The sequence below is a fragment of the Emticicia sp. C21 genome (genome assembly GCF_003418935.1).
Lineage (GTDB): Bacteria > Bacteroidota > Bacteroidia > Cytophagales > Spirosomataceae > Emticicia.
In genome coordinates this window covers 339843-366098 of the sequence record NZ_QVMT01000004.1, presented here as the reverse complement: position 1 = coordinate 366098, position 26256 = coordinate 339843, and the positions used below count along the sequence as shown (strand labels likewise).

Below are 26256 nucleotides of genomic sequence, written 5' to 3'. Positions count from 1 at the left end.
ATTATGGCTTATATTTTCGCATAATCAGTTTTTTGACATTTAAACCAAATCTGATATTCGCCAGACTATTGGCTTTTAGAAATAACTGTGTATGAACCATACCTCTGCAAATAAAAGCACTATTGGGGTTTATTGATGCATCAATTTTGTCGAAAGAGGAGTTATCGTCAAGCATAAAAGTGCAGGACTTATTAGTGGTGAGGTCTAAATCTTTAATTTCGCAGGCATAAAACCTGATATAACTACTACGGTTGTCGACTTTCATATAGTCAGTACCAAAATTCGAGAGCGTAGTCTGGGTGGCTTCGCCCATATAATAGCTGATTTCAGGCGTATGAATATAAATTTGTTTAGTAATAAGATTCTCTTTGGTCGATTTTGGAGTTTTGAGCGTATGAACCAGTAAAGTATCACCTTTATAACTTATCTCAACGTATTTCATAAAGGTCTGGTGAAATTCGATAGCCGATTTTTGGTCGGCCTCTAAATACACTTTTACAGGCCCGATATCACAGTTTACCATTACATATTTGAATGGTTTTAAAGGGATTTTCTTATAATGAGTAGGTTGAACAAGCGTATCATATTCAGCAGTTCCGTTAACCTTCTTTAATGTTTTAGTTTGTAGGAAATAATACCAGATACCTAAGGCAAACAACACTAAACCCACAATAATCAACAACCATTTATATCTGTTAAACATCTTCGATAGTTTTACTCTAACAACAAATAAAGAGATTTTTGATTAATAAAACTAGTAGTAAGTGTCGGTGGAATCTTAAATAAATATTTACATAACCAATTGCTTTAGGTATGGGTAAAAATTAAAATTGTTCCATACATTTGATAGTATAAACTTGCATATTGCATGACCGCCATTTTAATTGATGATGAAGTAAAATGTACTCAGAACTTACGGATTGAGTTAAACGAATATTGTCCTGATGTGAGTGTTCTGGCAGAATGTAATACTGCCCAAAAAGGTATTGAGGCCATTCAACTTTATAAACCCGATGTAGTTTTCTTAGACATTGAAATGCCCTTTATGAATGGGTTTGAACTACTAAAAGCCTTTGATAAAATAGCCTTTGATGTGGTATTTGCAACGGCCTATGATGAATTTGCCTTGAAAGCCTTTGAGTTTTCTGCCATTGATTATCTGCTGAAACCTATTGATCCACAAAGATTGATTCAGGCAGTTGAGAAACTAAAGAAGCAATCGCAAATAATAGGCAAACAACAACTGGATATGGTATTAGCGAATATCAGAGGTTTACAGAATATTCGTCCGACAATTGCTTTACCTACTTTAGATGGATTAGAATTTGTAAATGTAGACGAAATCTCCTATGCAGAAGCCAGTGATAATTATACAATCGTACACCTCTCAAATAAGGAAAGAATTCTGTTGTCAAAACCACTGAAAGACCTTGAAGGCATGTTAGAGAGTCATAATTTTTTACGGGTACACTATACATTTTTAGTTAATTTAAACCAAATTCGTAGATATATAAAAGGACAAGGTGGAACCCTGGTGATGAATGATGGTAAAGAGGTTCCCGTTTCCCGCTCAGGCCGCCCCAGATTGATGGAAATGATAATGATATGACATCTTTTTTAACCGATTATAAAAAACGTGCAATAGGCAAAACACTGCCTTTTGTTTACCTGCTATTCTTCTTTGCTACTCAGGTATTTGCCCAAAAAACCTATATTCTTAATCAGCCTGTTAAAGATTCTCTATTTTTAAATAACTATGCGGAGATATTCTACGAGCCTACTGAAACACTGACAATTAATACAGTCAAGAATCAGAAGTTTATTCCTTTCAAAGATTTTAAGATACAGAACTCTTCTTTACAAAAAACATATAATCACTGGCTAAGATTTAAGGTACAGAATAATACGGCAGAAGACCAACCATTGCTGTTTGATTATGGATTATACCATTATATATACTTATTTGATTATGACGGAAAAGAATATACTCTAAAGAAAGCAGGTATGCTTGTTAAGCCTGATGAAAAGATATTCGAAGATAGTAAATATGTGATTCCGGTTACGATTCCTGCGCATACAACCAAAGAAATATATGTGCAGGTAAATGATAAAAATGGCATTTATAAAGACTCAAAAATAAGCCTGATGACCTATGATTTTGAAGAAAATCTCCGCTCGAAATCTTTCTTCAAAAGTCGTAAAGACCTCTTCTATAGTGCCTCTTTTTTAGCTATTGGTTTATTCCTGATTATCTTTTGTATTATCCAGTATAGTCAGACCCGTGAGATAGCTTTTATCTATTATGCTTTGTATTTGTTGGGCTTGTACTTGTACTTTATCAGAAGAATAGAGGCATTGACCGATACCGCTATTATTTTTTCTTATTTCCCCCGGTCTTTTCTTACTTCCGAAGTACCACTGAATATTTTACCTAATATCTGGTACCTGCTTTTCTGCCAGTACCTACTTAATCTGACTCCTACCAATCATCCGAAGATGTATAAGTTTTTCAGATGGCAGATAAAAGCCCTTACCATTTACTTCATTTTTGATTGTGTGCTGCAATATATGTTCAATGAATATGCGCTTAGTTTAAGCCTGTACAGATGGGTAAAGCTTGGCATGATTCCTTTTACTACATATTCTATTGTCCTTATTTTTAAACTACGTAATAGAGTAGCTACTTATATAGCCCTGGGTACGAGCCTCTTATTTATATTTCTGGTGATTTCGTTTGTAACGGCTATTGTCCGGCGAATGTCGGGAGAAACCTATGTGTACTATGTGATGACTTTCCCTTATGTAGAAACCGGAATATTTGTAGAAAACCTGTTATTTGTCTTAGCCTTCGTTACTAAAATCAAACAGATTTATATCGAAAAAAACGAAACCCAGAAACAACTGATTGCGCAACTGGAAACCAATCAGCAATTACAGGTTCGTTTGAATAATGAACTAGAAAAACTGGTACAAGAGAAAACTAAAGCTCTCGAGACCGAAACCCAACAAAGATTATTGGCAGAGTTTAATCAGAAACTATCAAAGGCTGAACTGAAAGCTTTGCAATCACAGATAAATCCGCATTTTATATTCAACTCTTTAAACTCTATTAAGAACTATATTCTTACGAACAAGCCTACTGACGCAGCCAGATACCTGACTGATTTTGCCAATCTAATTCGCTCGGTTTTGCAGCAAAGTCAGCAGTCATTTATTTCACTGAAAGATGAATTGGAAATTTTGGAGCTCTATATCCGATTGGAACAGATGCGTTTTGAAAACAAGTTTGATTTTAGTTATAATATTGATGATCGTGTAGATACTACCTATATCAAGATACCAGCCTTACTTCTGCAACCCTATGTAGAAAATGCCATCTGGCATGGACTGATGCATAAAGAAACCAAAGGAGAACTGAAAATAGAAGTAAAAATGGGACAGGATGAAGTACTTTGTACTATCGAAGATAATGGTATAGGCCGAATGAAATCGGCTGAGATACATAGTAAAACCGCTCGGCCACATAAGTCTATGGGATTACAGATTAATGGCGAGCGGTTAAAAGTATTGCACGAACTTCATAAACTGGATATAGAAGTCGAAATATTTGATTTAGAGTCTGTTAATAAAGAATCCTTGGGGACACGAATACAGATACATTTTCCTCTTTAAGGATTTGCCGCTTGCTGCGGAGGTTTCGGTATATAAGCTGCTCCATTGGAGTAATGAAAATTTTTATCCTTTGCAATACCTCTATCTTCATCAACTATCTTAAAAGTAGCCATGTCTGCATCTGCTAATATTACCCAACTTGAATTCCCTCTATTATCAATCTTTGTAGACCATATCGCTTTGGCATCTTTAAAATAATCGTTAGCAATCTTCTCAAAAGTACCACCATCAGCTCCTTCAAGAGGCTTGTCTCTCCAATAAACATATTTTTTATCCCAGGCCAGATTATAACCACTTCCGCTTCGCATAGGTATATATTCAAAAGTAGCAGGATCGGCTAAAGCTACAATGTATTTCCCATCGTAAACATGTTGTCTGTCACGAGCGTATATAGTTCCTTCCGCAGTATGATTCATGGGTGTTTCTTCCGGATTAGGTACTGTCTCAAAGAAATCCGGTTCATGGCTGATAATCACCACTGCATCCGGGCCGTTTGAACCTATAGCAAAGCCATAGCTCTTATCTTTAGAGTAGAAACCCTCAAGAACTTTAAATGTAGCTGGATCGGCATTTTTGACAATATATTCGCGGTAGAATACGTGGGTTTCATCTTTCCCATAATCTTTATTGATTGTCTCGAATGTTGAAGCATCAGCACCTTGTACTAAATATTTGTGGGCCGGAAAACCACTGTAATACATCACGGTATCAGATTCAATATAATATCCATTTTTGAACCCTTCAAGACTACAACTGTTGAACAGGAAACCCAACAGGCTAAAGGGGAATAGTTTCTTTAACATAGATTTAGAGCGTTTGAGATTGTTTATTAAAAATCTTGCGAATAAAACCAGTAATACCACCTGCTACTGCACCAACAGCCATGCTTGCCAGTAATGTACAAATCAGTTGAAGCGGTAAGAAAATAAACATCAGAATAGAATATTGATTAGACGAATCTTCAAAAATCTCACCTACATTAATGCACAAATAAATGACACCGCCCAGAAAACCTAAAGACATACCTATAAGTGTATAAACCGATAAATAGGCAATATAAGATAAGATTTTTTTGAAAAGAGATTTACGCTCCTCAGGCATACTGATAGAGGTCTCTACAGTAGTAACAGGCGTTCTCTTACTTTGAAGAGGCATGGTATAGCCAATAACGGGTGGTTGGTACTTAGGTCTTTGTATAGATTTAGTTCGGGTAAAAAGCAAATAGGCGCCACTTAAAATAAGCCCACCAATCAAACCGATGGCTAAGCTCTGATAAACCAATAATTCGTCTACATAGCCATCATATTCGCTTACACCCAAAGCTACTAATCCCATAACTACTATGCCGCCTAAAGCCGACCCGAAGATGATTCTGCCTGTTGATGTTCTTACACTTACTGTATTGCTCATTGCTGTTGTATTTTATTGATACAAAGTTGTGCAAGAGATTGATGTCTCGAAAGCCATAATCATTAGCTGGTAAGATTCCCTTTGTAAATGGTGGTATTATTTTGAAAGGTGGGAAATAATAAAAGCTACTTTAATGGAGTAGCTTTTGAATTGGTTCAATATATAAACAAACGATTTTTTACTCTTTTTTAGCTTCCTGCGTAAGATTCGGCAAATTTGGAGGGGCAGCATTTGTCTGCGCTTCTTTCACTGCCTTATCATAAGCGGATTTTGCTTCGCCTGAACTCATTTCACTGGCTAAGCCTTGTGGCTTAATGGCATTATTAGTAACCGAATTAGTAGTAGTAAGAGGTGAAAATATAAACTTCAAACCCTCCACTTTTCCTTCACGATAAGCTTTGGCCAGACTTGAACCTTCAAAACCCTTACTAGGTGCTGTATTACTTACTTTGGGCGAAGCATATACCCCTCCAGGTAGTCTGTTGTTTTTTATCTGGCTAGCTTTATTTTCTTCTTGTGCTTTCAATTGTATGCTTAATAAAAGCACGATGGATAAACCTATATAAAATTTCGCTTTCATAGTCTTTCTATTTTACATTTACTAATACATTGATTTTATTGATTGTTGCAGAGTCAAATTCTTGTAGTGCTTTGCCTAATACCTGACCTACTTCTACTTTCGACCGATTGGCTCTCATAGCTACACCCGGAATAGAAGAGGTTACCAGTAAATCTCCTCTTTTGATTGGGCCACCCTCTAAGCAAACTTTGGTTGGAATAACTCCCACAACTCCCATCGGAACTTTACCGGTTAATTCTGAATCAATATTTTCTTCAGTTAGTAAAATACCTGGTTTGGTTGCATATACCCCGGCAACAAGCGTAGAATAAGGTTCAGCTGATTTTTCAACAGTACGGTCTTTATCTGCAGAGATTACTAATACATCGCCGGGTTCAAAGTCATTAGTATTGCCATTTACATCAAAAGCCTCAGCTAAATCGGCTCCACCGGTTTGCGTACCATTATTAAAATAGCCTCTGCCATTCTTGTCAATGCGAGCCACATTACTATTGCCGCTTTGAAATATAGCAATACTTCCACTTGCGCCTGTATGATTCACGAATAAGCCGCTTCCGGTGCCTGTAGTAGTTATATGAACGGCTGGATTTGCATTTGAATTATTGAAGTTGGCAAAACGACCAGCTCTGCCAGTACCAAAATTTGGGGTGTATCCGTAAACACCATTTCCAGTCCCATCGGCGCTACCTTCAACGCCATTGCCATTACCTCCTGCACTAGCGATTACAGCATCTCCAGCGCCGTCAGTAAGAGCCATAATGGCAGGCCCATTACCACTAGTATTTGAAGCATGAAATAAACCGGCAAAGCCTCCTGTACCTGAAGATAAGCCATATACTCCTGCTGTTCCAAAATTAGCAAACTGCGAGTTAACCTCTCCTTTTAAAGCTGGAGATGTACCATTGGTATTATCTATTTTAACATTGACTCCTATTCCGTTGCCTATATTGGTTACAGTAACCACGTCAGTCCTGTTATCTTCATTATAGTTATTAAATCTACCTGCTCTACCAGTGGCAAATGTGGGCACCCATGCGTAGAGCGCATTTCCCGCACCATCAATATTGGCTTCAACCGCATTGCCATTTTTACTGGCATTAGCAGTGATGGCATTGCCATTACCATCAGTTATAGCCACAAGGGCATTGCCATTGCCTGAAGGGTTGGAAGCATGAAAAAGTCCCGCAAAGCCGCCAGTACCAGATGAGCGCCCAAATATACCGGCAGCGCCAAAGTTCCCGAAAATCGTTTTAACTTCTCCTCTTACTGCCGCTGCTACGCTGTTAGTGTTGTCTACCAAAAAAGAAGATGCATTGCCTAAAGTATTATCCGGAATATTCCCGTTTCCATTCGTTTCTACTTCTAATGTATTACCTAACGTATTAGTAGTATTGAAGTTTTCAAATCTTCCGGCCCGGCCTTGACTGTTATTGAGCCCTATTTGTCCTAAAACGCCTACAGCTGTACCTGTGGTATTGGTAGCAACAAAACCTCTTACCCCATAACCACCACCATCATTGCGGCCTACTACGGCACCAGCAATATCACTTGTAATTCTACCAACTACTCCCTCTCCGGCACCATTATTATCGGCCACAAGACCTGCAGAAGTTTGAGAACTGGTAATACCGTGCAAAGCAAAGCCCGCACCCGTAGAACTTCGTATACCGGTACCATTGCCAGATGTATTGGCATTAATCACAGTGCCATTACCTACTGTATTGATATTTAATACATTATTATTATTAGCATTATTAAATATGCTGATATTGGCGGCTATCCCATTATTTGAGGTAGCATTCATGCCTATTCCTGTGTTACTATTGGCATATACACCATAGCCATTTGCAGAGGAATTCCCATATACGCCTAAGCCATTGGGAGTAGTACCATAAACCCCCCAGCCACTACCGTTGTGGCTACCATAGACACCTATACCTAACCCTCCGGTTCCATTACTGATGCCTCTGACACCTGTTGAAAAACCACCGGGCGCAGTAGAAGACATAATACCTCTGATAGCAAATCTTGACGATTCAGTATTAGGATTAACAACATCAATATGAGGATTTGGCTGAGGAGGCGGAGCCGTTTGGGCAATAAGTTTGTGCGCACTTATCGCGAAGATAAGTAGAAGTTTAATTGTTTTCATGAGCTATATAATTTTTTCGAAAATTATAGCCGTATTATTAATACTACAATTTTCTTTATGAAAAAATAGCCCAATTCTTTCTAAGTGGTATTTGAAAACTGGCAGTCCCGTTTATTAAATTTATTTTAACATATTTTTCAGAAAAGCAATAATCTTGTCTTTTATATAAGATTCATCAAACATTTCGCCGTAATGAGGGGCATTTTTTACAATAATTACCTCGTTGGGTATCTTATTCAGACTCAGCCATGAGCTTAATAATTTAGATTGAGTAGGGGGTACAGAAGCGTCTTTCTCTCCATGAATGATCAGAAAAGGAGGGTCGCTTTTATCTATATAAGTAGCCGGACTGGCAATTTTAGCCAGGTCAGGTCTATCAACTGGAGACGCGCCCAACAAAGTAGTAACCGCATCTTTTGGTGTATGCTCTTCCTGTGGTTTTAGCATGGCCAGAAAATCAGCAGGGCCGTAAAAATCAACCACCGCATTAATTTTGAATGATTTTTTAGCATTAGGAGCATAAAATGAAGCCACCTGATTATTGTGCGACAAAGCCAATAAAGAGGCTAGATGCCCTCCTGCCGAAAAGCCAATTAAAGCTATTTTGTTTTTATTGTATCCATATTGTGCGGCATGTTGGTAGAGAAATTCCAATGCCTGATTACAATCCTGTATCTGTGCTGGAAAAACAGCTTCGGTACTATATCGATAATCAATAGAAGCCAGCGCAAAACTGTTGTTGATTATAGCCCCAATGGTTTTCTTCATATAGCTCATATCGGCATATTTATCGTTCAGCATCCAGGCACCTCCGTGTACCCAAACCACCAAGGGTACATCTGCCTTCGCATTAGCGGGAATATAAATATCTAACTGATGTTTTTTGAGTGTATCATTAGCGTAGGGAATATTGTCATATAATTTGGTATCAGGTGGAAAAAAAGAAATTACCCGATTAGTAGCCTGTCCGAAGCATAGATTAGCTATAAAGATTAAAATCAGAACATAAAGGGCGTTTTTATTTGAGAAATGAAATTTCATAGAGAGTAGGAGCTAGATTTTGGATTTAAATATAGCATTAAAAATGCTTTTAAAACCTCAGTTTATTAATTAATCCCCATTTGTTAAAGGCTTTTAGAATTTGCAGTGCTGATAGTATACTTTTATATATCACAATTAATATCAAAAAAGTACAAGAAAATAGTTGAAATATATTGGCAAATCGTTTAGGTATCAACTAAATTTGTTAGATATTTTTGGCTTAAATACTCATGCGGATTCGCTTTTTTTTCATATCAGCTCTCATTATTGCCACACTCTCGATTGGATGGAACTACTTCAAAGACGGGTCTTCTGATGGCATAGATTATAGTACAGACGTTAAACCTATTCTGAATAAACATTGTATTTCGTGTCACGGAGGTGTAAAACGCCAGGGTGATTTCAGTCTCTTATTCCGTAGTGAAGCCGTAGCCAAAACAAAATCCGGTAAGCCAGCCATCATTCCATTTCATCCCGAACAAAGTGAGTTCATCAAGAGACTGACACATACAGACCCTGATGAACGAATGCCTTATAAAGCCCCTCAATTGAGCAAAGAAGATATTGAAACTTTAACTCAATGGATAAAAGAAGGTGCGAAATGGGGTGACCATTGGGCTTATGTAGCTCCTAAATACGTGCAAGTGCCTAATAAAGGGCTTTTTGCAGGGTTATTCAGTTTCGGAAGCTGGGAGCAGAATGATATTGATTATTTTATCAAAAACAGATTAAAAGAAGAGGGCCTCTCACCTGCCGATGAAGCAGACAGGGCAACACTTGTCAGAAGAGTATGTTTAGATATAATTGGGCTGCCACCTACGCAGGAGCAAATAAAGAAATATGTAACCGAAGAGGGCTCGTACGAGAACTTGGTCGATGAGCTATTAGCCTCAAAACAATTTGGTGAGCGCTGGGCTTCTATGTGGCTTGATTTAGCCCGATATTCAGATAGTAGGGGATACCAGAAAGATAATGGACGAACCATCTGGCGTTATCGTGACTGGGTAATTGACGCCTTTAATGCCAATATGCCTTTCGATCAGTTTACGAAAGAACAACTTGCCGGAGACTTATTACCCTCACCCACAGAAAGCCAGTTAATTGCTACGGCTTTTCACCGCAATACCATGAATAATGATGAAACCGGTACAGTGGATGAAGAGTTCAGAGTGGCGGCTGTGATTGATAGAGTGAACACGACCTTTGATGTATGGCAGGGAACCACCTTTGCCTGTGTGCAATGCCATAGCCATCCTTACGACCCTTTCCGTCATGAGGAATATTACAAAATCATGGCGTTCTTCAATAATACCCGCGATGAAGATACACAGGATGAAGCACCAAATTACCGCCAGTTTTCAGAGGATGATGAAAAGAAACTGGATAGCCTGACTACCTGGATAAAAACGCGTTTGGGTAATGAACAGGGTAAATATTATAATCAGCTACTCAGGAGCTTAGAACCACGCCACCACGCCCATTATGCCGATAACTATGTAAATGGGGCATTATTAGGTGATAGAAATATCGGCTTACGTCACAAAGGTACTTGCCGCCTGCCTGATATAAAATTAGATAATAAATCAACTTTTCTGATTAGCTATGTAAGCAAAAACATTGGTGGTTGGTTAGAATTAAGAAAAGGTAGTCCCACGGGAGAAGTGCTGGCAAAACTGAAACTGGATACTACAGCCAGAAACAAGCTACTTTTTATTCCCATTAAAGCTACGCAAGGACGCCACAACTTATATCTGGTTGGAACAAACGGACGTTTGAAACCAGAGCAGGATGTATTTTCAATCAACTGGTTTACTTTTCTGGAAGGTTTCCCCAAAGGCGATGTTAAGAAATTTGATGATTTTAAATACCTGATTACAGCCAAGACTCAGAACACACCAATTATGCTGAAAAGCGATGCAGACTATGAGCGAAAGACACATACGTTTGTCAGAGGTAATTGGTTAGTACATGGGCCGGAAGTACAACCTGATGTGCCACATTCAATGAATCCGTTTCCGAAGAATGCACCAAGAAATCGTTTAGGATTAGCAGAATGGTTACTTGATAAAAATAATCCACTAACAGCCCGTACGATGGTAAATCGTTTCTGGGAGCAGTTATTTGGGATAGGTTTGGTAGAAACACTAGAGGATTTTGGCACACAAGGTGCTAAACCGTCTCATATGAAATTGCTGGATTTCTTAGCTATAAAATTCAGAGATGACTACAAATGGCAGATGAAGCCATTGGTTAAATACATAGTCATGTCAGCTACTTATCAGCAATCGTCTGTCGGTAATGAAGATTTAGCTACAAAAGACCCTCTCAACAGACTAGTCACACACGGCCCTCGTATCCGTATGACCTCTGAAATGGTGAGAGACCAGACTTTGGCAGTAAGTGGCTTGTTGAGTCCTAAAATGTATGGCAAGCCTGTAATGCCTTATCAGCCTGATGGTGTATGGCAAGCAGTGAATAGTAGCCTTAATTACAAACAAAGTGAGGGTGAAGACCAGTATCGGAGGGCTATTTATACTTTTGCCCGTCGGACAGGCCCATATCCGCAACAAATTACTTTTGATGCATCAAGTCGGGAAATCTGTACGCAAAGACGTATCCGTACGAATACTCCTTTACAAGCTTTGCAATTGCTGAACGACCCTGTGTTTGTGGAGGCCTCTAAGAGTCTGGCCCTACAAATGCAAAAGAATGCGAAAACGATAGATGGACAAATCAACTGGGCGTATCAACGCATTTTCATACACAATCCACCCGGCAAAGATTTAGAAGCCCTTAAACGCTTATATGAAATATCATTACAGGAGTTTAGGGCAAAGCCACAAGACAGCAAGGCATTTTTAAAAGAAGAAAAACAACAGGCTGAAACAGCCGCTTTGACAATTGTTGCGAATGCTATTCTGAATTTAGATGAATTTGTGACGAAGCAGTAGTACGGATTGGTAATCTGTCGAGGTAAATGAGCGGTGAATAATTTGATTAAACGAAAATTAAGATTAAAACAATGAATCTCTTTCACGAAGTAAGCGAAGCAAACTTACAGGCGATTAAACGTAGGCATTTCCTTAAACAATGCACTACCGGCATAGGCATGATGGCCTTAGGCTCGCTCACGGGTTGTTTTAATGGCAAAAAAGATTCATTGACCGAGAATCCTCTGGCTCCTAAGCTACCACACTTTGCGGCAAAGGCCAAGAATGTGATTTATATGCACATGGCAGGATCTCCTTCACAATTGGAAATGTTTGATTACAAACCAGCCTTAGAAAAATGGCACGGCAAAGATTGTCCGGAAGAATTTCTGAAAGGTAAAACATTTGCTTTTATCAGAGGAGTACCGAAGATGTTAGGTCCCCAAGGCAAATTTGCTCAATACGGACAATCAGGCGCCTGGATGTCTGATTATGTACCCTTCTTCCATAACATGGCCGATGAAGTCTCTTTTCTGAAAGCCATGCACACCGACCAGTTTAATCATGCTCCGGCACAATTATTCATGCAGACAGGTAGCCCTAGATTAGGCCGTCCGGGTATGGGAGCATGGGCAACCTATGGCTTAGGCTCTGAGAATCAGAATTTACCAGGTTATATAGTATTAACTTCAGGGGGTAAATATCCGGAGGGTGGCAAAAGTATCTGGGGGAGTGGTTTTCTTCCATCGGTATATCAGGGCGTGCAGTGTCGTTCCAATGGTGAGCCTGTATTATATGTCAATAATCCGGCTGGGGTTAGTAGAGACATACGCAGAGAAGCGATTAATACCATCAATGAAATCAATCAACGCCAATACGAAGAGTTTAAAGACCCTGAAATATTGACACGTATTTCTCAGTACGAACTGGCATTTAATATGCAGATGACCGTGCCCGAAACGATGGATATTTCTAAAGAACCGCAGAAAATCCATGAATTGTATGGGACTACTCCCGAACAAACGTCTTTTGCTAATAACTGTCTCTTAGCCAGAAAATTAGTGGAAAACGGCGTGCGCTTCGTGCAGCTATATGATTGGGGATGGGATATGCATGGCTCAAGCAGAGGTGAATCTATAGAAATTGCTCTATGGGAAAAATGTCGCCAGATAGACCAGGCAATGTCTGCTTTATTGTTAGACCTGAAACAAAGAGGTTTGTTAGAAGAAACTTTGGTAGTATGGGGCGGTGAATTTGGCCGAACGCCTATGCAGGAAAACCGGGATAATAAACCTGCTCCTTTTTTAGGTAGGGACCATCATGTAGAGGCCTATACCATGTGGCTGGCCGGAGGTGGAATCAAAAAAGGATTTACACATGGCGAAACAGATGAAATCGGATATTATGGTATAAAGGGCAAAACCCATGTGCACGATTTACAGGCTACTATTCTGAATCAGTTAGGGCTGAATCATGAGAAACTCACCTACGATTTTCAAGGTCGACCATTCAGATTGACAGATGTAGGCGGAAAAGTAATAAGTGAGATAATTGCCTGATTGGCACTTATTCATTCCATCAAATTAGTAGCAACACCTTATATGTGTTGCTATTTTTATATCCTATCTTTGCAAAGATTGTATATCAATACACTACTTCTATGAAAAAACTGATTCTTTCAATTGTATTTTGTTTGACATTTATTATTGTTACTAAAGCGCAAAAATGGGAACCCATTTCATCGGCTACAGGCGAGCTTCCACTATCCTGGAAAACCACACAACAAACAGCATCTCTGGTAGTAGATATTGACAACGACGGTATTCAGGAACTGGTGCTGGGTGCCCGCGAAAAAGCCCCTGCCTTGATTTACTTTAAATACGAATCTTCTATAGGCTGGCGTGAGTTTGCCATCGAAAAAGAGTTTCTGACAATTGAAGCCGGAGGAGCTTTTTATGATATAGATAATGATGGTGATAAAGATATAGTATTTGGTGGCGACTGGCAAAGCACTAAACTTTGGTGGTGGGAAAACCCGTATCCTTTCTATAACCCAAATGTACCCTGGAAACGTAAGGAAATTAAAACTGATGGACAGCCACAGCATCATGATCAGGCATTTGGCGATTTCAAACAAACAGGCAGAGCCCAATTGGCTTTCTGGAATCAGGGCGCAAAAACCTTATTTATTGCTGATGTACCGGAAGAAGCCTGGAGAGGTGGAAAATGGGCCTATGAACCTGTTTTTGTGGCCGGAGAGAAAGAAAAGAAATCGTGGTATGCCGAGGGTTGTACGGCTGCTGATGTTGACGGCGATGGTTTTACTGATTTGATTGCAGGTAATTACTGGTTTAAGTATGTAGACGGTAAATTCAAAGCGATTCAATTCGGAGAAGAGGGCGGTAGGGTAGTGGCCGCCAAGTTTCGTGCAGGCAAAAAGATGCAGATTGTTGTGTCCCCGGGAGATGGTACGGGCAGATTATTGTATTATGAATGCACAGGCAGCGCAGAAGTGACAGCCAACTGGAAAGCTAAAGATTTAATTGGAAGGGATTTGATACATGGTCATACCTTAGAGGCAGCAGATATTGATGATGATGGGAATCTGGATATTTTTTGTGCTGAAATGGCCAAGTGGTCGGAGAAGAAAACAGAGCCGGATAATCCTAATGCAGAATCCTTCATTCTTTACGGTGACGGTAAAGGAGGATTCAGAAAGACAACTTTTCAGAAAGGTCTTGATTTTCATGAAGGGCGGGTATATGATGTAGATGGTGATGGCGATATGGATATAGTTTCTAAACCTTACAATTGGAACGCACCAAGACTGGATATGTGGTTGCAGAATGGCAATGGTAAAAAACTACCTAATATCACCAAATCACTTGAAGGTAGAATAGGATTAGAACTCTATAGTTTAAGAGATGAGTTTAAAACAGATGTTCCCGGAACATTAGCTTATATAAAGAGCCTCGGCATAAAAGAGGTAGAGGTAGCAGGTACTTATGGTATGAAGCCTGAAGATTTCAGAAAAGAACTGGATAATGCAGGTCTGACGCCTCATAGTACGCTTCTGGACTTCGGATTATTTAAAGATAGCCTTGATAAAGTTATTGCCATTGCGAAAGGTTTGGGTGTAACCTATATAGGTACTTCCTGGATTCCTCATAAAACCAATCAATTCAGCAAAGCAGATGCTGATAAAGCTATTGCCATTTTTAATAAAGCAGGTGCAGAACTGGCCAAGGCAGGGCTTCATTTCTTTTACCATTGTCATGGCTATGAGTTTAAACCTAGCGAAGAAGGTACATTATTTGATTATATCGTTCAGAAAACCGATGCTAAAAATGTAAGCTTTGAATGTGATGTTTATTGGGCTTTTCATGGCGGGCAAGACCCTGCCTTATTGTTGAAAAAGCACAAAGGCAGATTCATTGCTATTCATATAAAAGACATGATGCCCGGGCAAGAAACCGGAGAGTTATCAGGCAATACACCATTGACCTCAGATGTAGTAGTGGGTACAGGACAACTGAATTTTCCTAAAATCCTGCGTGCGGCTATTCAATCAGGTGTAAAATACTACTATATAGAAGACGAAAATGCAGAAGTAAAGCAACATCTACCTTTGACATTGAAATATTTAAAAAATCTCAAATAGAACGTTGAAGACATGCTTTGACTATAAAGCTTCTAAAAAATGATGACGAAAACTGCTTTTAAAAATTGTATTTATATTGGTTTGCTTTTGTTTTCTCTGGTTATAAAAACAAACGGACAACAAATAACTCAACCGGAAATCTGTAAGAATCCGCCTAAAGGATATGAATTAGGCGGTGATTTCACAGTAAGTCCGATGATAGCTTGTTTAGATTATAACACCAATATTTCTGCGCTTTCAATTTATAGTCCGGCTGGAATTGATAAAGGTTCTGAAGGATATCTCTTTAACTACAAAGACAAGGATTCACTTGTTTTTACTAAAGAAACTAGATATTCAGCTAACAAAGAAGGCATCTATTGGATTATTCAGAGAGGAACGATCACCATAGAGGGTATTTCAAAGATTGTATTAAGTTGTAAATCTCTAGAGGTTATAAAGACTGAAGTACCTGAGTTAGAGTTCTCAACCTGTGGGCCTAAAACAATTAATATTCTGATAAAGGATTCTCCGGTTAATCGTAAACAAAGCGGCTACACAATAGCATGGAATGACAAAGATATTTTAACATTTAAACCAACGGGTCTGCCTTTGACTATATCCCATATTTATGAAGTTACGCCATCGTCACCTCCTAAAATACAAGGATTTTATGAGAGACAAGGAATTAAAGCCTGCTTTGGTCAGCCCTCTGTTTTTATTGTTAAAGACTTTACCAGAATACAAAAACTTGAAAGCCTGAATTATGGTAAAGAGGTGAAAATACAGATGCAGGATGGGAAGCCTAACAAAGAATATTATATCGAGTACAAAGCAAAAACTGCCACTGAATGGGTTGAGTCTGCGATTAAAATAAAAAGAAATACAGCAGATACTACAGGTACGGCTACTGTTTCCGGGTTAGAGTCAACCTCTCAATACTGTTTCAGATTGGTTGAAAAAGATACGTGCAATTATGCTATCTCTTATTCAAATGAAATGTGTACCCCAGTTGTGTTAAGTACAGAATATACTAAAGGAAGTATAAATGTTTTTCCCAACCCAACAGAGGATAAAATTCTTATTAATTCATCTGGAGCACCAGTCAGGTTTGTTGAATTATTAGATACGAGAGGCCGATTAATTTATAAGGGAGAGATTTCAAGCGATACTTTCAACCTCTCTGAGTTTGAAAAGGTTAAGTATATTCTTCGTTTATATGATGCCAACAAAAAGCTACTCGATACCAGAACTCTAATGAAGTGGTAAAAACTGCATATAAATTCAAAACCCATTGAAATACATCTACGAATGCGCTTATATTCTAATTTAAATCCTGCTGTGATAATTGCCTTACTTTTATCATGTTTAACTGCATACTCACAAACACCATTTATTAGCCAATTAGAGAGCCTCAATGAAGGCAAAGAGACTAAAATAACTATAGCGGATGGTGTTATCGGGCAAGATTACACTATACAATACCGATTGAAAAATACCTCAAGTTGGACGGACTCTCAGGTAAAGATAAAAAGAAATACAGATGTTACAGGGGGGACAGTAACAGGTCTGGAAATTAATAAGAATTATTGTTTCCGGGTTATTCAAAGGGACTCCGTTACCAAGGCTGAGATTCTTTCTAATGAAGTCTGCTCAATTTACTTCAAATCTACATTGCTTTCCGACAAAGCAGTAAAGCTTGAATGGAGTAAAATAGATACAACAGGGATGCCGATAGTTCGTATTGCACAAATGGATGAAGATGGAAGAACGATTAATTCTGTCCCTATCTGGCCCATAACTGATACAGTTTTTGTTTATCTCCTTATTTAATCCTAGGCAATGAATCTTCAAAAACCAATCTGACTGTTTTTCCTAATCCAGCAGTGGATAGGATTCTGATTAATTCATCAGGAGCACCAGTAAGGTTTATTGAACTAATAGATATAAAAGGCCGTGTGATTTATAAAGGTGAAATGTCAGGCGATACTTTTAACCTCTCAGAATTTGAAAAGGGTAGGTATATTCTTCGCTTATACGATGCAAATAAGAAGATGCTGAATACAAAAAATATTGTGAAGTGGTAACCTACCACTTCACAATAACAATTACTCTATAATATGCCCACAAAACTGGGCTTTGTTATCAATAATTTTGCCGCCCTTACGGAAGCCTAAACCACACGCTTCTCCGGCAAAGAATACACCTGCCTGATAATAATTGCCTGATTTATCCTGCAGAAATTCAGTATATTCCTGAAAGACGGTGTTTTGTTCAAAATATTCGCCATCATTTTTTTCTAAGGCATAGCCATCAGCTGAAAGGATTCTGACGTTAGCGCCCTCACGGCCAAACAATACCTTTTCTACACTAGCTTTGCCTTGAATGGCTTTATTTTCGGTTTGCAATAACAATGGGTGATTAGGATATAATTCCCACAATACTTTCAGAATACCTTTCGATTGAAATAGTAGGGTATAAGCCGGATTCAGAATAACGGCTTTCTGATTAATAACCATATTTGTCAGAATATCCGCCAGTTCCGGTTCATCCCAACCGATATATTCCCAGGGAATCAGTTTAAACCAATAATCATATTTAGTAAAACTTCCATCTTTTGAGTTCTGCTTATAAATGCCCTCGATGGGCGAGAACTCTACTTCGTCAATATATTCAAAAGCTATTTCAAAACCTGCTTCTTTGGCCGCTTCTCCTAATACCTGCATATTGGTATCATCTTCGGGATAGTCTCTCATGGTAGAGATCAATAAAGTTGGCTCAAAGTTTGGGTTTTGCCTTTGTATTTCTCTGAAATTCTCAACCAATTGCTCATAAAGCGTATTAAACTGCTGGCTCTCATCTAAATTATTAGCTTTCAGCGAAGCCCATTGTACAACAGCCGTTTCAGGAATACAAGTGGCTGTATCAGCATTAAATTCAATGAGTTTAATAGGCTTGCCATCAAGACCCCCACTTAAATCGAACCTCCCGTATAAATGCCATTGCTTATCATTATCCCAGGAATATTTTACCAGTCTATGCAGATTCTCGGGAATACCTAATTCTTCCAAACGGTTATTATCAAGCACATGTTGGCCGGCTGCAATAAACATCTCATAAAGCTCATTAGCTGCTTCATAATATTGTTCGGCTTCTTGTCCTGATATTACTACGACATCGTCGGTAATATAAGGCAAAGTATCTTCTCCCAACATCCAATCCCAACCGGCGTTTCTAAGCGACTGTTGTGGAGGTGTTACTAATTTTTTCAGTTTCATAGAATGGATTTCAATTAAGACTTAGGCTGAACGACTTTAAAGTCGTTATAAAAATTAAGAGTGATGACTACTATGGCTTGAACGATGGAAAAAGCCGCTTTTTCCACCTGACGGCCTGGACATAGTCGTGCGTGATTGACTGATATTATGGTGTATAGCACTTGATTTCTGAAATGCCGCTGCCGTAGCATAATAATGCAGCATACCCATACCTCCACCATAATACCCATGACGACGACGATGAGTCGTGTCATTTTTTGAAGAAAGATTTTGAGCAATTCCGTTGTTTGGGGTTACATCAGGACGATATTGGGCATAGTTAGGGCTTAGTGTTTTAGCCAATAAATATCCCATTCCTCCAAATAAAAGTGCATTCGATAAATTATCACTTCTACCGATATTATTAGGGTTAGTATGCACCTCGTTATCAATCAAAGCCTTTACAGCTTTGGGTGAAAGCGTATCTTTTTTACCATCTAAATAAGTAACAATGGCAATGGAACTATCTGCTGGTACTTCTACCTCGTCTGTGATTTTGAAAATGCCTTTAGAAGTTTCAGAGATGTATGTTTTTACACCTTTGGTATAGACATCTACCTGATCATATTCATAATCACTGTCAGAGTCATTATTACAACTCTGTAGCGTGAAACTACTTCCTAAAATAGCCAGAGCAAGCGTACTGCTGATGGTAATATCTTTCACTTTCCTGATGAAAGTATTAGTACTAACGGGTGTCATATCGGTTCAGTTTATAAGACAAAGTTTTCTTAAAAATAAAGAGAAAAAAAGAATCTTTGGAAGAATGGTAATTTATAGGATGATTTTGGGTGAAAATTGATGTGAAATTATAGTTAAGCTATAAAAAAGCGTGGAATTATTTATAATCACCCATTGTTCTCTTAATACATAACCTATACTTATTCCCAGGGAAATATTAGATGAAACTTCTTTTACATTATCTTAGCCGCTACCGCTGGCAGGTTGTGCTGGCATTGTTTTTAGCCGCTATCAATCAAACTTTTTCGTTGCTTGACCCTTATATCTTTGGAAAGCTTATTGACAAATATGCCAATCGTGCCAAAGATTACACCGAACCCGAATTTCTGAAAGGTGTATTGTTGATGTTGCTAGCTATCGTTGGCGTAGCAATGGTGAGTAGAATTGCCAAAACATTGCAGGACTACATGGTAAATATGATTATTCAGAAATTGGGCGCAAATGTATTTACTGATGGACTAAAACACACGCTGAAACTACCGTATCAACAATTTGAAGACCAGAGAAGCGGCGAGACGCTTTCGATTTTACAGAAAGTACGAACCGATTCCGAGAAATTTATTACTTCGTTTATTAACGTAGCCTTTACTTCTTTGGTAGGTATTGTCTTCCTGACCATCTATTCATTAAGTGTTAATTCTTGGTTAATAGGTATTTATTTCGTTGGCGCTTTTGCATTGGCTGCTTTAACCAGAGTATTGAGTAGAAAAATCAAGGAAATACAAAAAGTAATTGTGAAAGAGACAACGGCTTTAGCCGGAACAACTACTGAATCTCTTCGCAATATTGAATTAATTAAGAGTTTAGGATTAACCGGACAGGAAATTAAACGTCTGAACCAGAATACCTTTAAAATTCTGCAATTGGAGTTGAAGAAAGTGCGAGGGGTTCGTAGTATCAGCTTTGTGCAGGGTACTTTTGTGAACTTCCTGCGTCAGTGTATCTTGTTTGTATTATTATTCTTGATTTTCAGAGAACAAATGACCGTAGGGCAGCTTTTGAGCTTACAATTCTATTCATTCTTCGTTTTTGGCCCAATGCAGGAAATCGGCAATGTGATTATAGCCTATCGGGAAGCGGAAGCATCTTTGAATAATTTCGATAAATTATTACAGAAACCAATTGAAGTTACTCCTGAATTTCCAACGCATTTGGGCACAGTGAGCTATTTGCAATTTGAAAATGTGACTTTCAAGCATCTGTCGGCCCACACCAACGCCTTAGATCATGTGAATTTTGAAGTGAAAGAGGGCGAAACCGTGGCGTTTGTAGGGCCATCAGGTTCAGGTAAAACAACTCTGGTAAAACTGCTGGTAGGCCTATACAATCCATCACACGGGACGATTTATTATAATAATCTTCCGGCAGACGAAATCAATATCGAAGAATTACGCTCACAGATTGGGTTTGTAACGCAGGATACTCAATTGTTCTCGGGCACCATTAAAGAAAACCTTCTTTTCGCACAACCGAATGCTACCGATAAAGAGATTATGGATGTGTTAGAAAAGTCGGCTTGCCAGACACTACTAGCTCGTGCGGATAATGGTATCGATACGGTTATAGGTGAGGGAGGTATCAAAATTTCGGGAGGTGAAAAACAACGCCTTTCTATTGCAAGAGCCTTATTGAGAAATCCGAAAATCTTTGTATTTGACGAAGCCACCTCAGCCTTGGATTCATTAACAGAAGAGGAAATTACCAATACAGTAAAAGCTGTTACGGCGCAAGGTGATTATATTACAGTAATGATTGCCCACCGTTTAAGTACAGTTATGCACGCCGATAGAATCTTTGTATTAGAGCAGGGGCAGATTATTGAAGTAGGTAAACACGAAGAACTATTAGCCGAAAAAGGATTGTACTATGCCATGTGGAGACAACAGATTGGGGAAAGAAAGAATACGTTGGCAGTAGCGTGAAATAATAAATTTGTACTGTATCCCGTAGGGATAATATATTGGTAGAAACTTCCTGATTTGATATTAAATGAAGTCCCGTAGGGACGATATATTATTTTTAATATATCGTCCCTACGGGACTTCAACTTCATAACTTTATATTTTCTACCGATATATCGTCCCTAAGGGACTAATTATTTCAATCGTAAAGAAATTAAAATAATTACTATTCACCCCGCATCACTTTAGTAATCTCATTCAATTTCTGTACTTTATCCTGAAAATCACCTTTTAGCTTGTTTCTGATGCTTTGCAGATTATCTAAGGTTTCCTGCAATGCATCAGGCAATATTTCTTCTAATACCTCACGAAAACGCTTGGCAAAAGTAGGAGACTTACCATTAGTTGAAATCGCTATTTTCAAATCATCTTTTACTACCACTGAACTCAGATAGAAATCACATAAATCAGGCGTATCGGCAATGTTTACCAAAATTTTTCTGACCTTACAATCCTGTTGAACCTGTTGATTAACAGCTTTATTATCCGTACCTGCAATGACTATATCTATACCTTCAAGGTATTTATTATCATACTTCTCAAAAATCAAACTTAGGTTATGACTTTCTGCCAATGCCTTGATTTCGTCCTTGATTTCAGGTGCTACTAAGGTAATTTTTGCTTTAGGTGAATTACGTAAAACCGCTTCTAATTTTTCAAGCCCCACATTTCCACCTCCTACAATCAAGGTATGTAGTTCTTCCAGTTTTAAAAATATGGGGAACAGATTATTCATTTTATACCGTAAAAGTCTTTTCTAATAATTTCATCATTTTCTCCAAACCCACTTTATCATCCTCCGAGAAATCATTTAATTCATCACTGTCTACATCCAATACCATGAGTACCTCACCTGTATGGTCAAAAACAGGTACAACAATTTCTGATTTCGAAGCTGAACTACAAGCAATATGTCCCGGAAACTCATCTACATTAGGTACAATCACCGTTTCTTTGGTACGATAACAATAACCACAAACCCCTTTATTGAAATTGATACGTGTACACGCGATTGGTCCTTGAAACGGTCCCAAAACCAATTGATTTTCTTTTTTAATATAAAAACCTACCCAGAAAAAGCTAAAAGCTTCTTTCAGCACAGCGGCTAAATTTGCCAGATTGGCAATAGTATCTGTTTCACCGCTTATCAAGCCCTCTACCTGTGGTAACAGGCTTTCATAAATTTCTTTGCGTGCGGTGGTCTGAGGTATATATAAGGTTTCTGCCATAATTTCTGATAATAAAAATAATAATCTATTGAGCTGCATTCAAAGCCTTTCTGACCGCCGGAGCAACCTCTGTACCAAACAACTCAATGGCTTTCATGATTTTGGCATGAGGAATATCGCCCTTTACCATTTGTGCCAGAAAACGTGTATGATTAAAGAGGTCGGCTTGATAAAGAATCTTATCAATCACCTGTTGTGGACTACCCACAAACAAAGGTCCATCAGGCATGCAAAGATATTCAAAATGCTCACGGGTAATAGGCGACCATCCTCTTTCTTTACCTACACGATTCATTAGCTTCTCATACGATGGCCAGAATTCATCTTCAGCTTGCTGAGAGGTTTCTGCAATATAAAATTGTGAGTTAATGCCTAATTGAAATTTAGCCGGGTCGTGCCCTGCTGCTTTGTACGATTGCTTATAAAGATTCACAAACGATACATATTGGCTTGGTCGACCACCCAGAATAGCGAGAGTCATAGGAAGGTTCATCTTGCCTGCTCTTATAGCAGAAGCTGGAGTCCCACCTACAGCCAACCATATCGGAAGTGCTTCCTGAATAGGGCGGGGATAAACACCTAATTGGTGAATAGGTGCTCTGAATTTACCTTTCCAAGAAATTATCTCAGATTGGTTAATCCTGGTAAGCAAGTCAAGTTTTTCAATAAATAACTCATTATAATCGTCAAGACTATAACCAAATAATGGGAAAGACTCAATAAATGACCCTCTGCCTGCTAGGATTTCTGCCCGACCATTAGAAATAAGGTCTAAGGTAGAGAAATTCTGAAAGGTACGAACCGGGTCCGCAGAACTTAAAACAGTTACCGAGCTAGACAAACGTATATTTTTGGTAACGGCTGCAATGGCAGCCAAAGCTACTTCAGGAGCAGAAATAATAAAATCCGGACGGTGATGTTCGCCTACGGCAAATACATCTAAACCCACTTCATCGGCCAGTTTGCCTTCAGCTATCAATTCCTGCATACGTATATGGGCGTTAACTGCTTTGCCTGCTACTCCGTCAGCGTGTACTTCTCCAAATGTACTAATACCTAATTCCATAGTCTGTAAAGAGAAGTTTGATTTATGCTAATGAACCTACGTTGTTGAAAAACCTTTTAAGATAGCTTTCTGAAGCACGTACTTTCCATTGGGTAGATAAATCAGCTAATGTGTGAAGATTATTGTTATTAACAAAGAGGATAGTATCGGCAGAAATAAGCCCGCTTTCAATCGCTTTTTTGGGTTGGAAAATCGAAAAGGTTTTGATTTCGTCTCCATCAATATAAGCCTGCGAACGGTCGAAGAAATCAATGTTAAGGCGATTGCCTAATTCTACGAACCAACGTGTAGAAGCATCAATCGAACAACCACTGGCTTCGTTCTGATTTTCATCCAACGCAATCACCACAAAGCGATTATACAATACTTTTACTGATGCTAATAATGAGGCTCCATGAGCTGCCCATTGGCTTACGGCCGGCTTTAAAGTGGTTTCTATATCACTGATTTCTGCATCAGTTAAGGTGCGATTGGCCTGATAAACCCAGATACGAGCGCTTTGAGGGATTTGTTCAAAAGAAATATACATAATACAGGTTTTATTCTGTTAGCTAAACATTCGATACGCCTGTAAAAGTTCTGTCAGGAAGCGAACTACAATGTTTGAATTAGCAATTCTGCCAAATCATAGACCTTTACCTCATGTTCTTTTTCTTTATTCTTTACACCATCAGAAATCATTGTCATGCAGAAAGGACAGGCTACTGCTATGGTTTTAGCACCTGTTGCCAGAGCTTCTTCAGTACGTTCCACATTAATATCCTTAAACCCTTTTTCTGGCTCTTTAAACATTTGTGCACCTCCGGCACCACAGCATAGCCCGTTAGTGCGGCAACGTTTCATTTCTACCAACTCGGCATCTAATATTTCCAGTACCTGGCGTGGCGCTTCGTAAACCTCATTAGCCCGGCCTAAATAGCAGGAGTCATGGTAGGTGATTTTCTGACCTTTGAAAGTGCCACCACCTTCTACTTTTACTTTGCCTTCGTTGATTAATTGTTGAAGATATTGAGAATGGTGAATAACTTCGTATGTACCACCTAATTCGGGATATTCGTTTTTCAGGATATTAAAGCAGTGGGGGCAGGCAGTTACTATTTTTTTTACCCCATATCCATTCAGAACCTGAATGTTTTGCTGCGCCAGCATCTGGAAAGTAAACTCGTTGCCGGCTCTGCGGGCTGGGTCTCCTGTGCAACTTTCTTCTGTACCTAAAACAGCAAAATTAACCCCGATTTTATTCAGAATTTTGACAAAAGCAATGGTTACTTTTTTATAACGGTCGTCGAAAGAACCTGCGCAACCTACCCAGAAAAGAATTTCAGGCGCTTGTCCGTTCATGGCCATTTCGGCCATAGTGGGCACTTTATATTCAATAGTATCTGCCATAGTTTCGTTGCTTTACACGATTTAAACAATCGTGATATATGAGCAAAAATAGTATGCTTGCATAATATTTGCAAGCGAAGCAAAGAAATATTATTTTAGTAGAAATTCAGTAAGAACTATTCGCTCTATTCCTGCATCAATCAATTGCTGCATCTCTGTTAAAGCGGCATTATCAGCAAAAATCTTTAAACCCACACTATCCGGAATACATTGTTTGATTTGTAAAGACTGCACAAGATTAAAAGGCTGATAGATTTTTATATAATCAACACCTGCGTCAATAGCATCTTTTATGGCAAGTTGCAGATTAATGGTATCAAAATATGAAGCATCAATAGCAACTGTGAAAAATGCTTCTTGTTGATGTATCAGCTTACCTAATTTGGCAAATTCTATCTTCACCCAATTATTCTGGTTTGAAAACCAGGCTGAGGTGTTGAGCATTACTTCAATATCAGTAGCACCATCCTTCAAAGCTAGCTCTGTTTCTAACTGTTTTACCTCTGTACGCTGATAGCCAAGTGGAAAACCAACGACTGTTCCAAGATTGGCCTGATTATCAGCACCCCAATCTCTATATATTTTTTTTACCCAGAAAGGAGGTACTAACAAACCTGCTAGGTTATTTTGCTGAACCTGATTAAGTGCCCTATACATTTCTTCAACGCTGACTTTAGCATGCGTTAATTGAAGTTCGGTAGATGGAAAGAGGTTTTGCATAAAACAAATATAGAGTATTTGCTAATATCAGATAGGTGGTTTCATGAAATGTATTTTCGTTCTTCATAGAAAATAACCTTTTATCAAAAACAACCTGCCGAAAAACTGAAATAGCATTTTCTTTGAAGAAAATTATGAAAAAGCTATACTCCCCACTTACGCCAAGATAAAAATTGGCTATTCCTCCGGTGTATTTGCATTTTCTCTTTATAATCACAATCTTATACAATTATGAAAAAACAAGAATTACATGAATCGCAATTTCTCCAATTCATGCTGCCACTGCTCATTGTTGGGGGTGCTATTGCCATTTTTAAAGCCGGATATTCAACAGGTCAATGGCTCTTTGTAGTACTCCATTAATCATCCATGCAATCTTTATTACCAACCTAAATTAAGCGCATACAA

General features: G+C 38.6%; 24 protein-coding genes. 10 read left to right on the top strand and 14 right to left on the bottom strand.

Annotation, left to right across the window (positions count from 1 at the left end):
* Position 1 precedes the first annotated feature (1 nt).
* The gene (locus tag D0T08_RS12045) at positions 2 to 703 is read right to left on the bottom strand and encodes a hypothetical protein (protein ID WP_116982891.1); all 702 of its coding nucleotides are present in this window, start codon (positions 701 to 703) and stop codon (positions 2 to 4) included.
* Positions 704 to 868: 165 nt separating this feature from the next.
* On the opposite strand from D0T08_RS12045, the gene D0T08_RS12040 reads away from it, so the two are divergent.
* A complete protein-coding gene (locus D0T08_RS12040) occupies positions 869 to 1609 on the top strand; it encodes a LytTR family DNA-binding domain-containing protein (protein WP_116982890.1) in 741 nt (246 codons plus the stop codon).
* The gene (locus D0T08_RS12035; RefSeq protein ID WP_116982889.1) at positions 1606 to 3672 is read left to right on the top strand and encodes a histidine kinase; all 2067 of its coding nucleotides are present in this window, start codon (positions 1606 to 1608) and stop codon (positions 3670 to 3672) included. Before D0T08_RS12040 ends, D0T08_RS12035 begins: the two co-directional genes overlap by 4 nt.
* On the opposite strand, the gene D0T08_RS12030 is transcribed toward D0T08_RS12035, so the two are convergent.
* From D0T08_RS12030 to D0T08_RS12010, 5 genes are all read right to left on the bottom strand, one after another.
* The gene (locus D0T08_RS12030; protein ID WP_116982888.1) at positions 3669 to 4475 is read right to left on the bottom strand and encodes a DKNYY domain-containing protein; all 807 of its coding nucleotides are present in this window, start codon (positions 4473 to 4475) and stop codon (positions 3669 to 3671) included. The genes D0T08_RS12035 and D0T08_RS12030 overlap by 4 nt on opposite strands.
* A 4-nt stretch (positions 4476 to 4479) precedes the next feature.
* Complete coding sequence (locus D0T08_RS12025; RefSeq protein ID WP_116982887.1) at positions 4480 to 5082, bottom strand: hypothetical protein; 603 nt, start codon at positions 5080 to 5082, stop codon at positions 4480 to 4482.
* Between the two features lie 178 nt (positions 5083 to 5260).
* Positions 5261 to 5662: a hypothetical protein gene (locus D0T08_RS12020; RefSeq protein WP_116982886.1), complete on the bottom strand. Its 402-nt coding sequence runs from the start codon at positions 5660 to 5662 to the stop codon at positions 5261 to 5263.
* A gap of 7 nt (positions 5663 to 5669) precedes the next feature.
* A complete protein-coding gene (locus D0T08_RS12015; protein ID WP_199538148.1) occupies positions 5670 to 7814 on the bottom strand; it encodes a hypothetical protein in 2145 nt (714 codons plus the stop codon).
* A 120-nt stretch (positions 7815 to 7934) separates the two neighbouring features.
* Positions 7935 to 8855 carry an alpha/beta hydrolase gene (locus D0T08_RS12010; RefSeq protein ID WP_116982885.1) on the bottom strand — a complete coding sequence of 307 codons (921 nt, stop codon included), beginning with the start codon at positions 8853 to 8855 and terminating at the stop codon, positions 7935 to 7937.
* A 230-nt stretch (positions 8856 to 9085) separates the two neighbouring features.
* Between D0T08_RS12010 and D0T08_RS12005 the strand changes: the two genes are divergently transcribed.
* From D0T08_RS12005 to D0T08_RS28225, 6 genes are all read left to right on the top strand, one after another.
* On the top strand, positions 9086 to 11806 hold the full coding sequence (locus D0T08_RS12005; protein WP_116982884.1) for a DUF1553 domain-containing protein: 2721 nt from the start codon (positions 9086 to 9088) through the stop codon (positions 11804 to 11806).
* Between the two features lie 71 nt (positions 11807 to 11877).
* Positions 11878 to 13344, top strand: a complete 1467-nt coding sequence (locus D0T08_RS12000) for a DUF1501 domain-containing protein (protein WP_116982883.1) — start codon at positions 11878 to 11880, stop codon at positions 13342 to 13344.
* Between the two features lie 101 nt (positions 13345 to 13445).
* On the top strand, positions 13446 to 15446 hold the full coding sequence (locus D0T08_RS11995; protein ID WP_116982882.1) for a TIM barrel protein: 2001 nt from the start codon (positions 13446 to 13448) through the stop codon (positions 15444 to 15446).
* Between the two features lie 39 nt (positions 15447 to 15485).
* Positions 15486 to 16694: a T9SS type A sorting domain-containing protein gene (locus tag D0T08_RS11990; RefSeq protein WP_147322765.1), complete on the top strand. Its 1209-nt coding sequence runs from the start codon at positions 15486 to 15488 to the stop codon at positions 16692 to 16694.
* 42 nt (positions 16695 to 16736) lie between these two features.
* Positions 16737 to 17258, top strand: a complete 522-nt coding sequence (locus D0T08_RS11985) for a fibronectin type III domain-containing protein (protein ID WP_116982880.1) — start codon at positions 16737 to 16739, stop codon at positions 17256 to 17258.
* Positions 17258 to 17512, top strand: coding sequence for a T9SS type A sorting domain-containing protein (locus D0T08_RS28225; RefSeq protein WP_116982879.1), 255 nt, complete (start codon positions 17258 to 17260; stop codon positions 17510 to 17512). The genes D0T08_RS11985 and D0T08_RS28225 overlap by 1 nt, the downstream gene beginning before the upstream one ends.
* Before the next feature lie 21 nt (positions 17513 to 17533).
* Here the strand turns inward: D0T08_RS28225 and D0T08_RS11975 are convergent, their stop codons facing one another.
* Positions 17534 to 18703, bottom strand: a complete 1170-nt coding sequence (locus tag D0T08_RS11975; RefSeq protein WP_116982878.1) for a glutathionylspermidine synthase family protein — start codon at positions 18701 to 18703, stop codon at positions 17534 to 17536.
* A 54-nt stretch (positions 18704 to 18757) separates the two neighbouring features.
* The gene (locus D0T08_RS11970; protein WP_116982877.1) at positions 18758 to 19444 is read right to left on the bottom strand and encodes a hypothetical protein; all 687 of its coding nucleotides are present in this window, start codon (positions 19442 to 19444) and stop codon (positions 18758 to 18760) included.
* Positions 19445 to 19644: 200 nt separating this feature from the next.
* Here D0T08_RS11970 and D0T08_RS11965 point away from each other — a divergent pair, with 200 nt between their 5' ends.
* Complete coding sequence (locus tag D0T08_RS11965; RefSeq protein WP_116982876.1) at positions 19645 to 21405, top strand: ABC transporter ATP-binding protein; 1761 nt, start codon at positions 19645 to 19647, stop codon at positions 21403 to 21405.
* Between the two features lie 205 nt (positions 21406 to 21610).
* Here the strand turns inward: D0T08_RS11965 and D0T08_RS11960 are convergent, their stop codons facing one another.
* From D0T08_RS11960 to D0T08_RS11935, 6 genes are all read right to left on the bottom strand, one after another.
* Entirely contained in the window at positions 21611 to 22180 is a 570-nt protein-coding gene (locus tag D0T08_RS11960; protein WP_116982874.1) for a bifunctional precorrin-2 dehydrogenase/sirohydrochlorin ferrochelatase, read from the bottom strand.
* 1 nt (position 22181) lies between these two features.
* Positions 22182 to 22673 (bottom strand): GAF domain-containing protein, encoded by a 492-nt coding sequence (locus D0T08_RS11955; RefSeq protein ID WP_116983029.1) that lies wholly within the window; start codon positions 22671 to 22673, stop codon positions 22182 to 22184.
* Between the two features lie 25 nt (positions 22674 to 22698).
* A complete protein-coding gene (locus tag D0T08_RS11950; RefSeq protein WP_116982872.1) occupies positions 22699 to 23739 on the bottom strand; it encodes an Atu2307/SP_0267 family LLM class monooxygenase in 1041 nt (346 codons plus the stop codon).
* Between the two features lie 22 nt (positions 23740 to 23761).
* A complete protein-coding gene (locus D0T08_RS11945; protein ID WP_116982870.1) occupies positions 23762 to 24268 on the bottom strand; it encodes a hypothetical protein in 507 nt (168 codons plus the stop codon).
* A 65-nt stretch (positions 24269 to 24333) separates the two neighbouring features.
* The gene (locus D0T08_RS11940; RefSeq protein WP_116982869.1) at positions 24334 to 25128 is read right to left on the bottom strand and encodes a (Fe-S)-binding protein; all 795 of its coding nucleotides are present in this window, start codon (positions 25126 to 25128) and stop codon (positions 24334 to 24336) included.
* Positions 25129 to 25218: 90 nt separating this feature from the next.
* Positions 25219 to 25848 (bottom strand): deoxyribose-phosphate aldolase, encoded by a 630-nt coding sequence (locus tag D0T08_RS11935; protein WP_116982867.1) that lies wholly within the window; start codon positions 25846 to 25848, stop codon positions 25219 to 25221.
* 231 nt (positions 25849 to 26079) lie between these two features.
* Between D0T08_RS11935 and D0T08_RS28065 the strand changes: the two genes are divergently transcribed.
* Positions 26080 to 26211 carry a hypothetical protein gene (locus D0T08_RS28065; protein WP_255413516.1) on the top strand — a complete coding sequence of 44 codons (132 nt, stop codon included), beginning with the start codon at positions 26080 to 26082 and terminating at the stop codon, positions 26209 to 26211.
* The last annotated feature ends 45 nt before the right edge of the window (positions 26212 to 26256 follow it).

What these genes read in the sequence shown, in the direction of transcription:
- D0T08_RS12030 (WP_116982888.1), bottom strand. Translation starts at nt 4,475, where the DNA reads ATGTTAAAGAAACTATTCCCCTTTAGCCTGTTGGGTTTCCTGTTCAAC.
- D0T08_RS11940 (WP_116982869.1), bottom strand. Translation starts at nt 25,128, where the DNA reads ATGGCAGATACTATTGAATATAAAGTGCCCACTATGGCCGAAATGGCC.
- D0T08_RS11990 (WP_147322765.1), top strand. Translation starts at nt 15,486, where the DNA reads ATGATGACGAAAACTGCTTTTAAAAATTGTATTTATATTGGTTTGCTT.
- D0T08_RS11950 (WP_116982872.1), bottom strand. Translation starts at nt 23,739, where the DNA reads ATGGAATTAGGTATTAGTACATTTGGAGAAGTACACGCTGACGGAGTA.
- D0T08_RS11945 (WP_116982870.1), bottom strand. Translation starts at nt 24,268, where the DNA reads ATGTATATTTCTTTTGAACAAATCCCTCAAAGCGCTCGTATCTGGGTT.
- D0T08_RS12020 (WP_116982886.1), bottom strand. Translation starts at nt 5,662, where the DNA reads ATGAAAGCGAAATTTTATATAGGTTTATCCATCGTGCTTTTATTAAGC.
- D0T08_RS12005 (WP_116982884.1), top strand. Translation starts at nt 9,086, where the DNA reads ATGCGGATTCGCTTTTTTTTCATATCAGCTCTCATTATTGCCACACTC.
- D0T08_RS12045 (WP_116982891.1), bottom strand. Translation starts at nt 703, where the DNA reads ATGTTTAACAGATATAAATGGTTGTTGATTATTGTGGGTTTAGTGTTG.
- D0T08_RS11955 (WP_116983029.1), bottom strand. Translation starts at nt 22,673, where the DNA reads ATGGCAGAAACCTTATATATACCTCAGACCACCGCACGCAAAGAAATT.
- D0T08_RS11985 (WP_116982880.1), top strand. Translation starts at nt 16,737, where the DNA reads ATGCGCTTATATTCTAATTTAAATCCTGCTGTGATAATTGCCTTACTT.
- D0T08_RS11995 (WP_116982882.1), top strand. Translation starts at nt 13,446, where the DNA reads ATGAAAAAACTGATTCTTTCAATTGTATTTTGTTTGACATTTATTATT.
- D0T08_RS28065 (WP_255413516.1), top strand. Translation starts at nt 26,080, where the DNA reads ATGAAAAAACAAGAATTACATGAATCGCAATTTCTCCAATTCATGCTG.
- D0T08_RS12035 (WP_116982889.1), top strand. Translation starts at nt 1,606, where the DNA reads ATGACATCTTTTTTAACCGATTATAAAAAACGTGCAATAGGCAAAACA.
- D0T08_RS12040 (WP_116982890.1), top strand. Translation starts at nt 869, where the DNA reads ATGACCGCCATTTTAATTGATGATGAAGTAAAATGTACTCAGAACTTA.
- D0T08_RS11960 (WP_116982874.1), bottom strand. Translation starts at nt 22,180, where the DNA reads ATGAATAATCTGTTCCCCATATTTTTAAAACTGGAAGAACTACATACC.
- D0T08_RS11965 (WP_116982876.1), top strand. Translation starts at nt 19,645, where the DNA reads ATGAAACTTCTTTTACATTATCTTAGCCGCTACCGCTGGCAGGTTGTG.
- D0T08_RS11935 (WP_116982867.1), bottom strand. Translation starts at nt 25,848, where the DNA reads ATGCAAAACCTCTTTCCATCTACCGAACTTCAATTAACGCATGCTAAA.
- D0T08_RS12015 (WP_199538148.1), bottom strand. Translation starts at nt 7,814, where the DNA reads ATGAAAACAATTAAACTTCTACTTATCTTCGCGATAAGTGCGCACAAA.
- D0T08_RS12010 (WP_116982885.1), bottom strand. Translation starts at nt 8,855, where the DNA reads ATGAAATTTCATTTCTCAAATAAAAACGCCCTTTATGTTCTGATTTTA.
- D0T08_RS11970 (WP_116982877.1), bottom strand. Translation starts at nt 19,444, where the DNA reads ATGACACCCGTTAGTACTAATACTTTCATCAGGAAAGTGAAAGATATT.
- D0T08_RS12000 (WP_116982883.1), top strand. Translation starts at nt 11,878, where the DNA reads ATGAATCTCTTTCACGAAGTAAGCGAAGCAAACTTACAGGCGATTAAA.
- D0T08_RS11975 (WP_116982878.1), bottom strand. Translation starts at nt 18,703, where the DNA reads ATGAAACTGAAAAAATTAGTAACACCTCCACAACAGTCGCTTAGAAAC.
- D0T08_RS12025 (WP_116982887.1), bottom strand. Translation starts at nt 5,082, where the DNA reads ATGAGCAATACAGTAAGTGTAAGAACATCAACAGGCAGAATCATCTTC.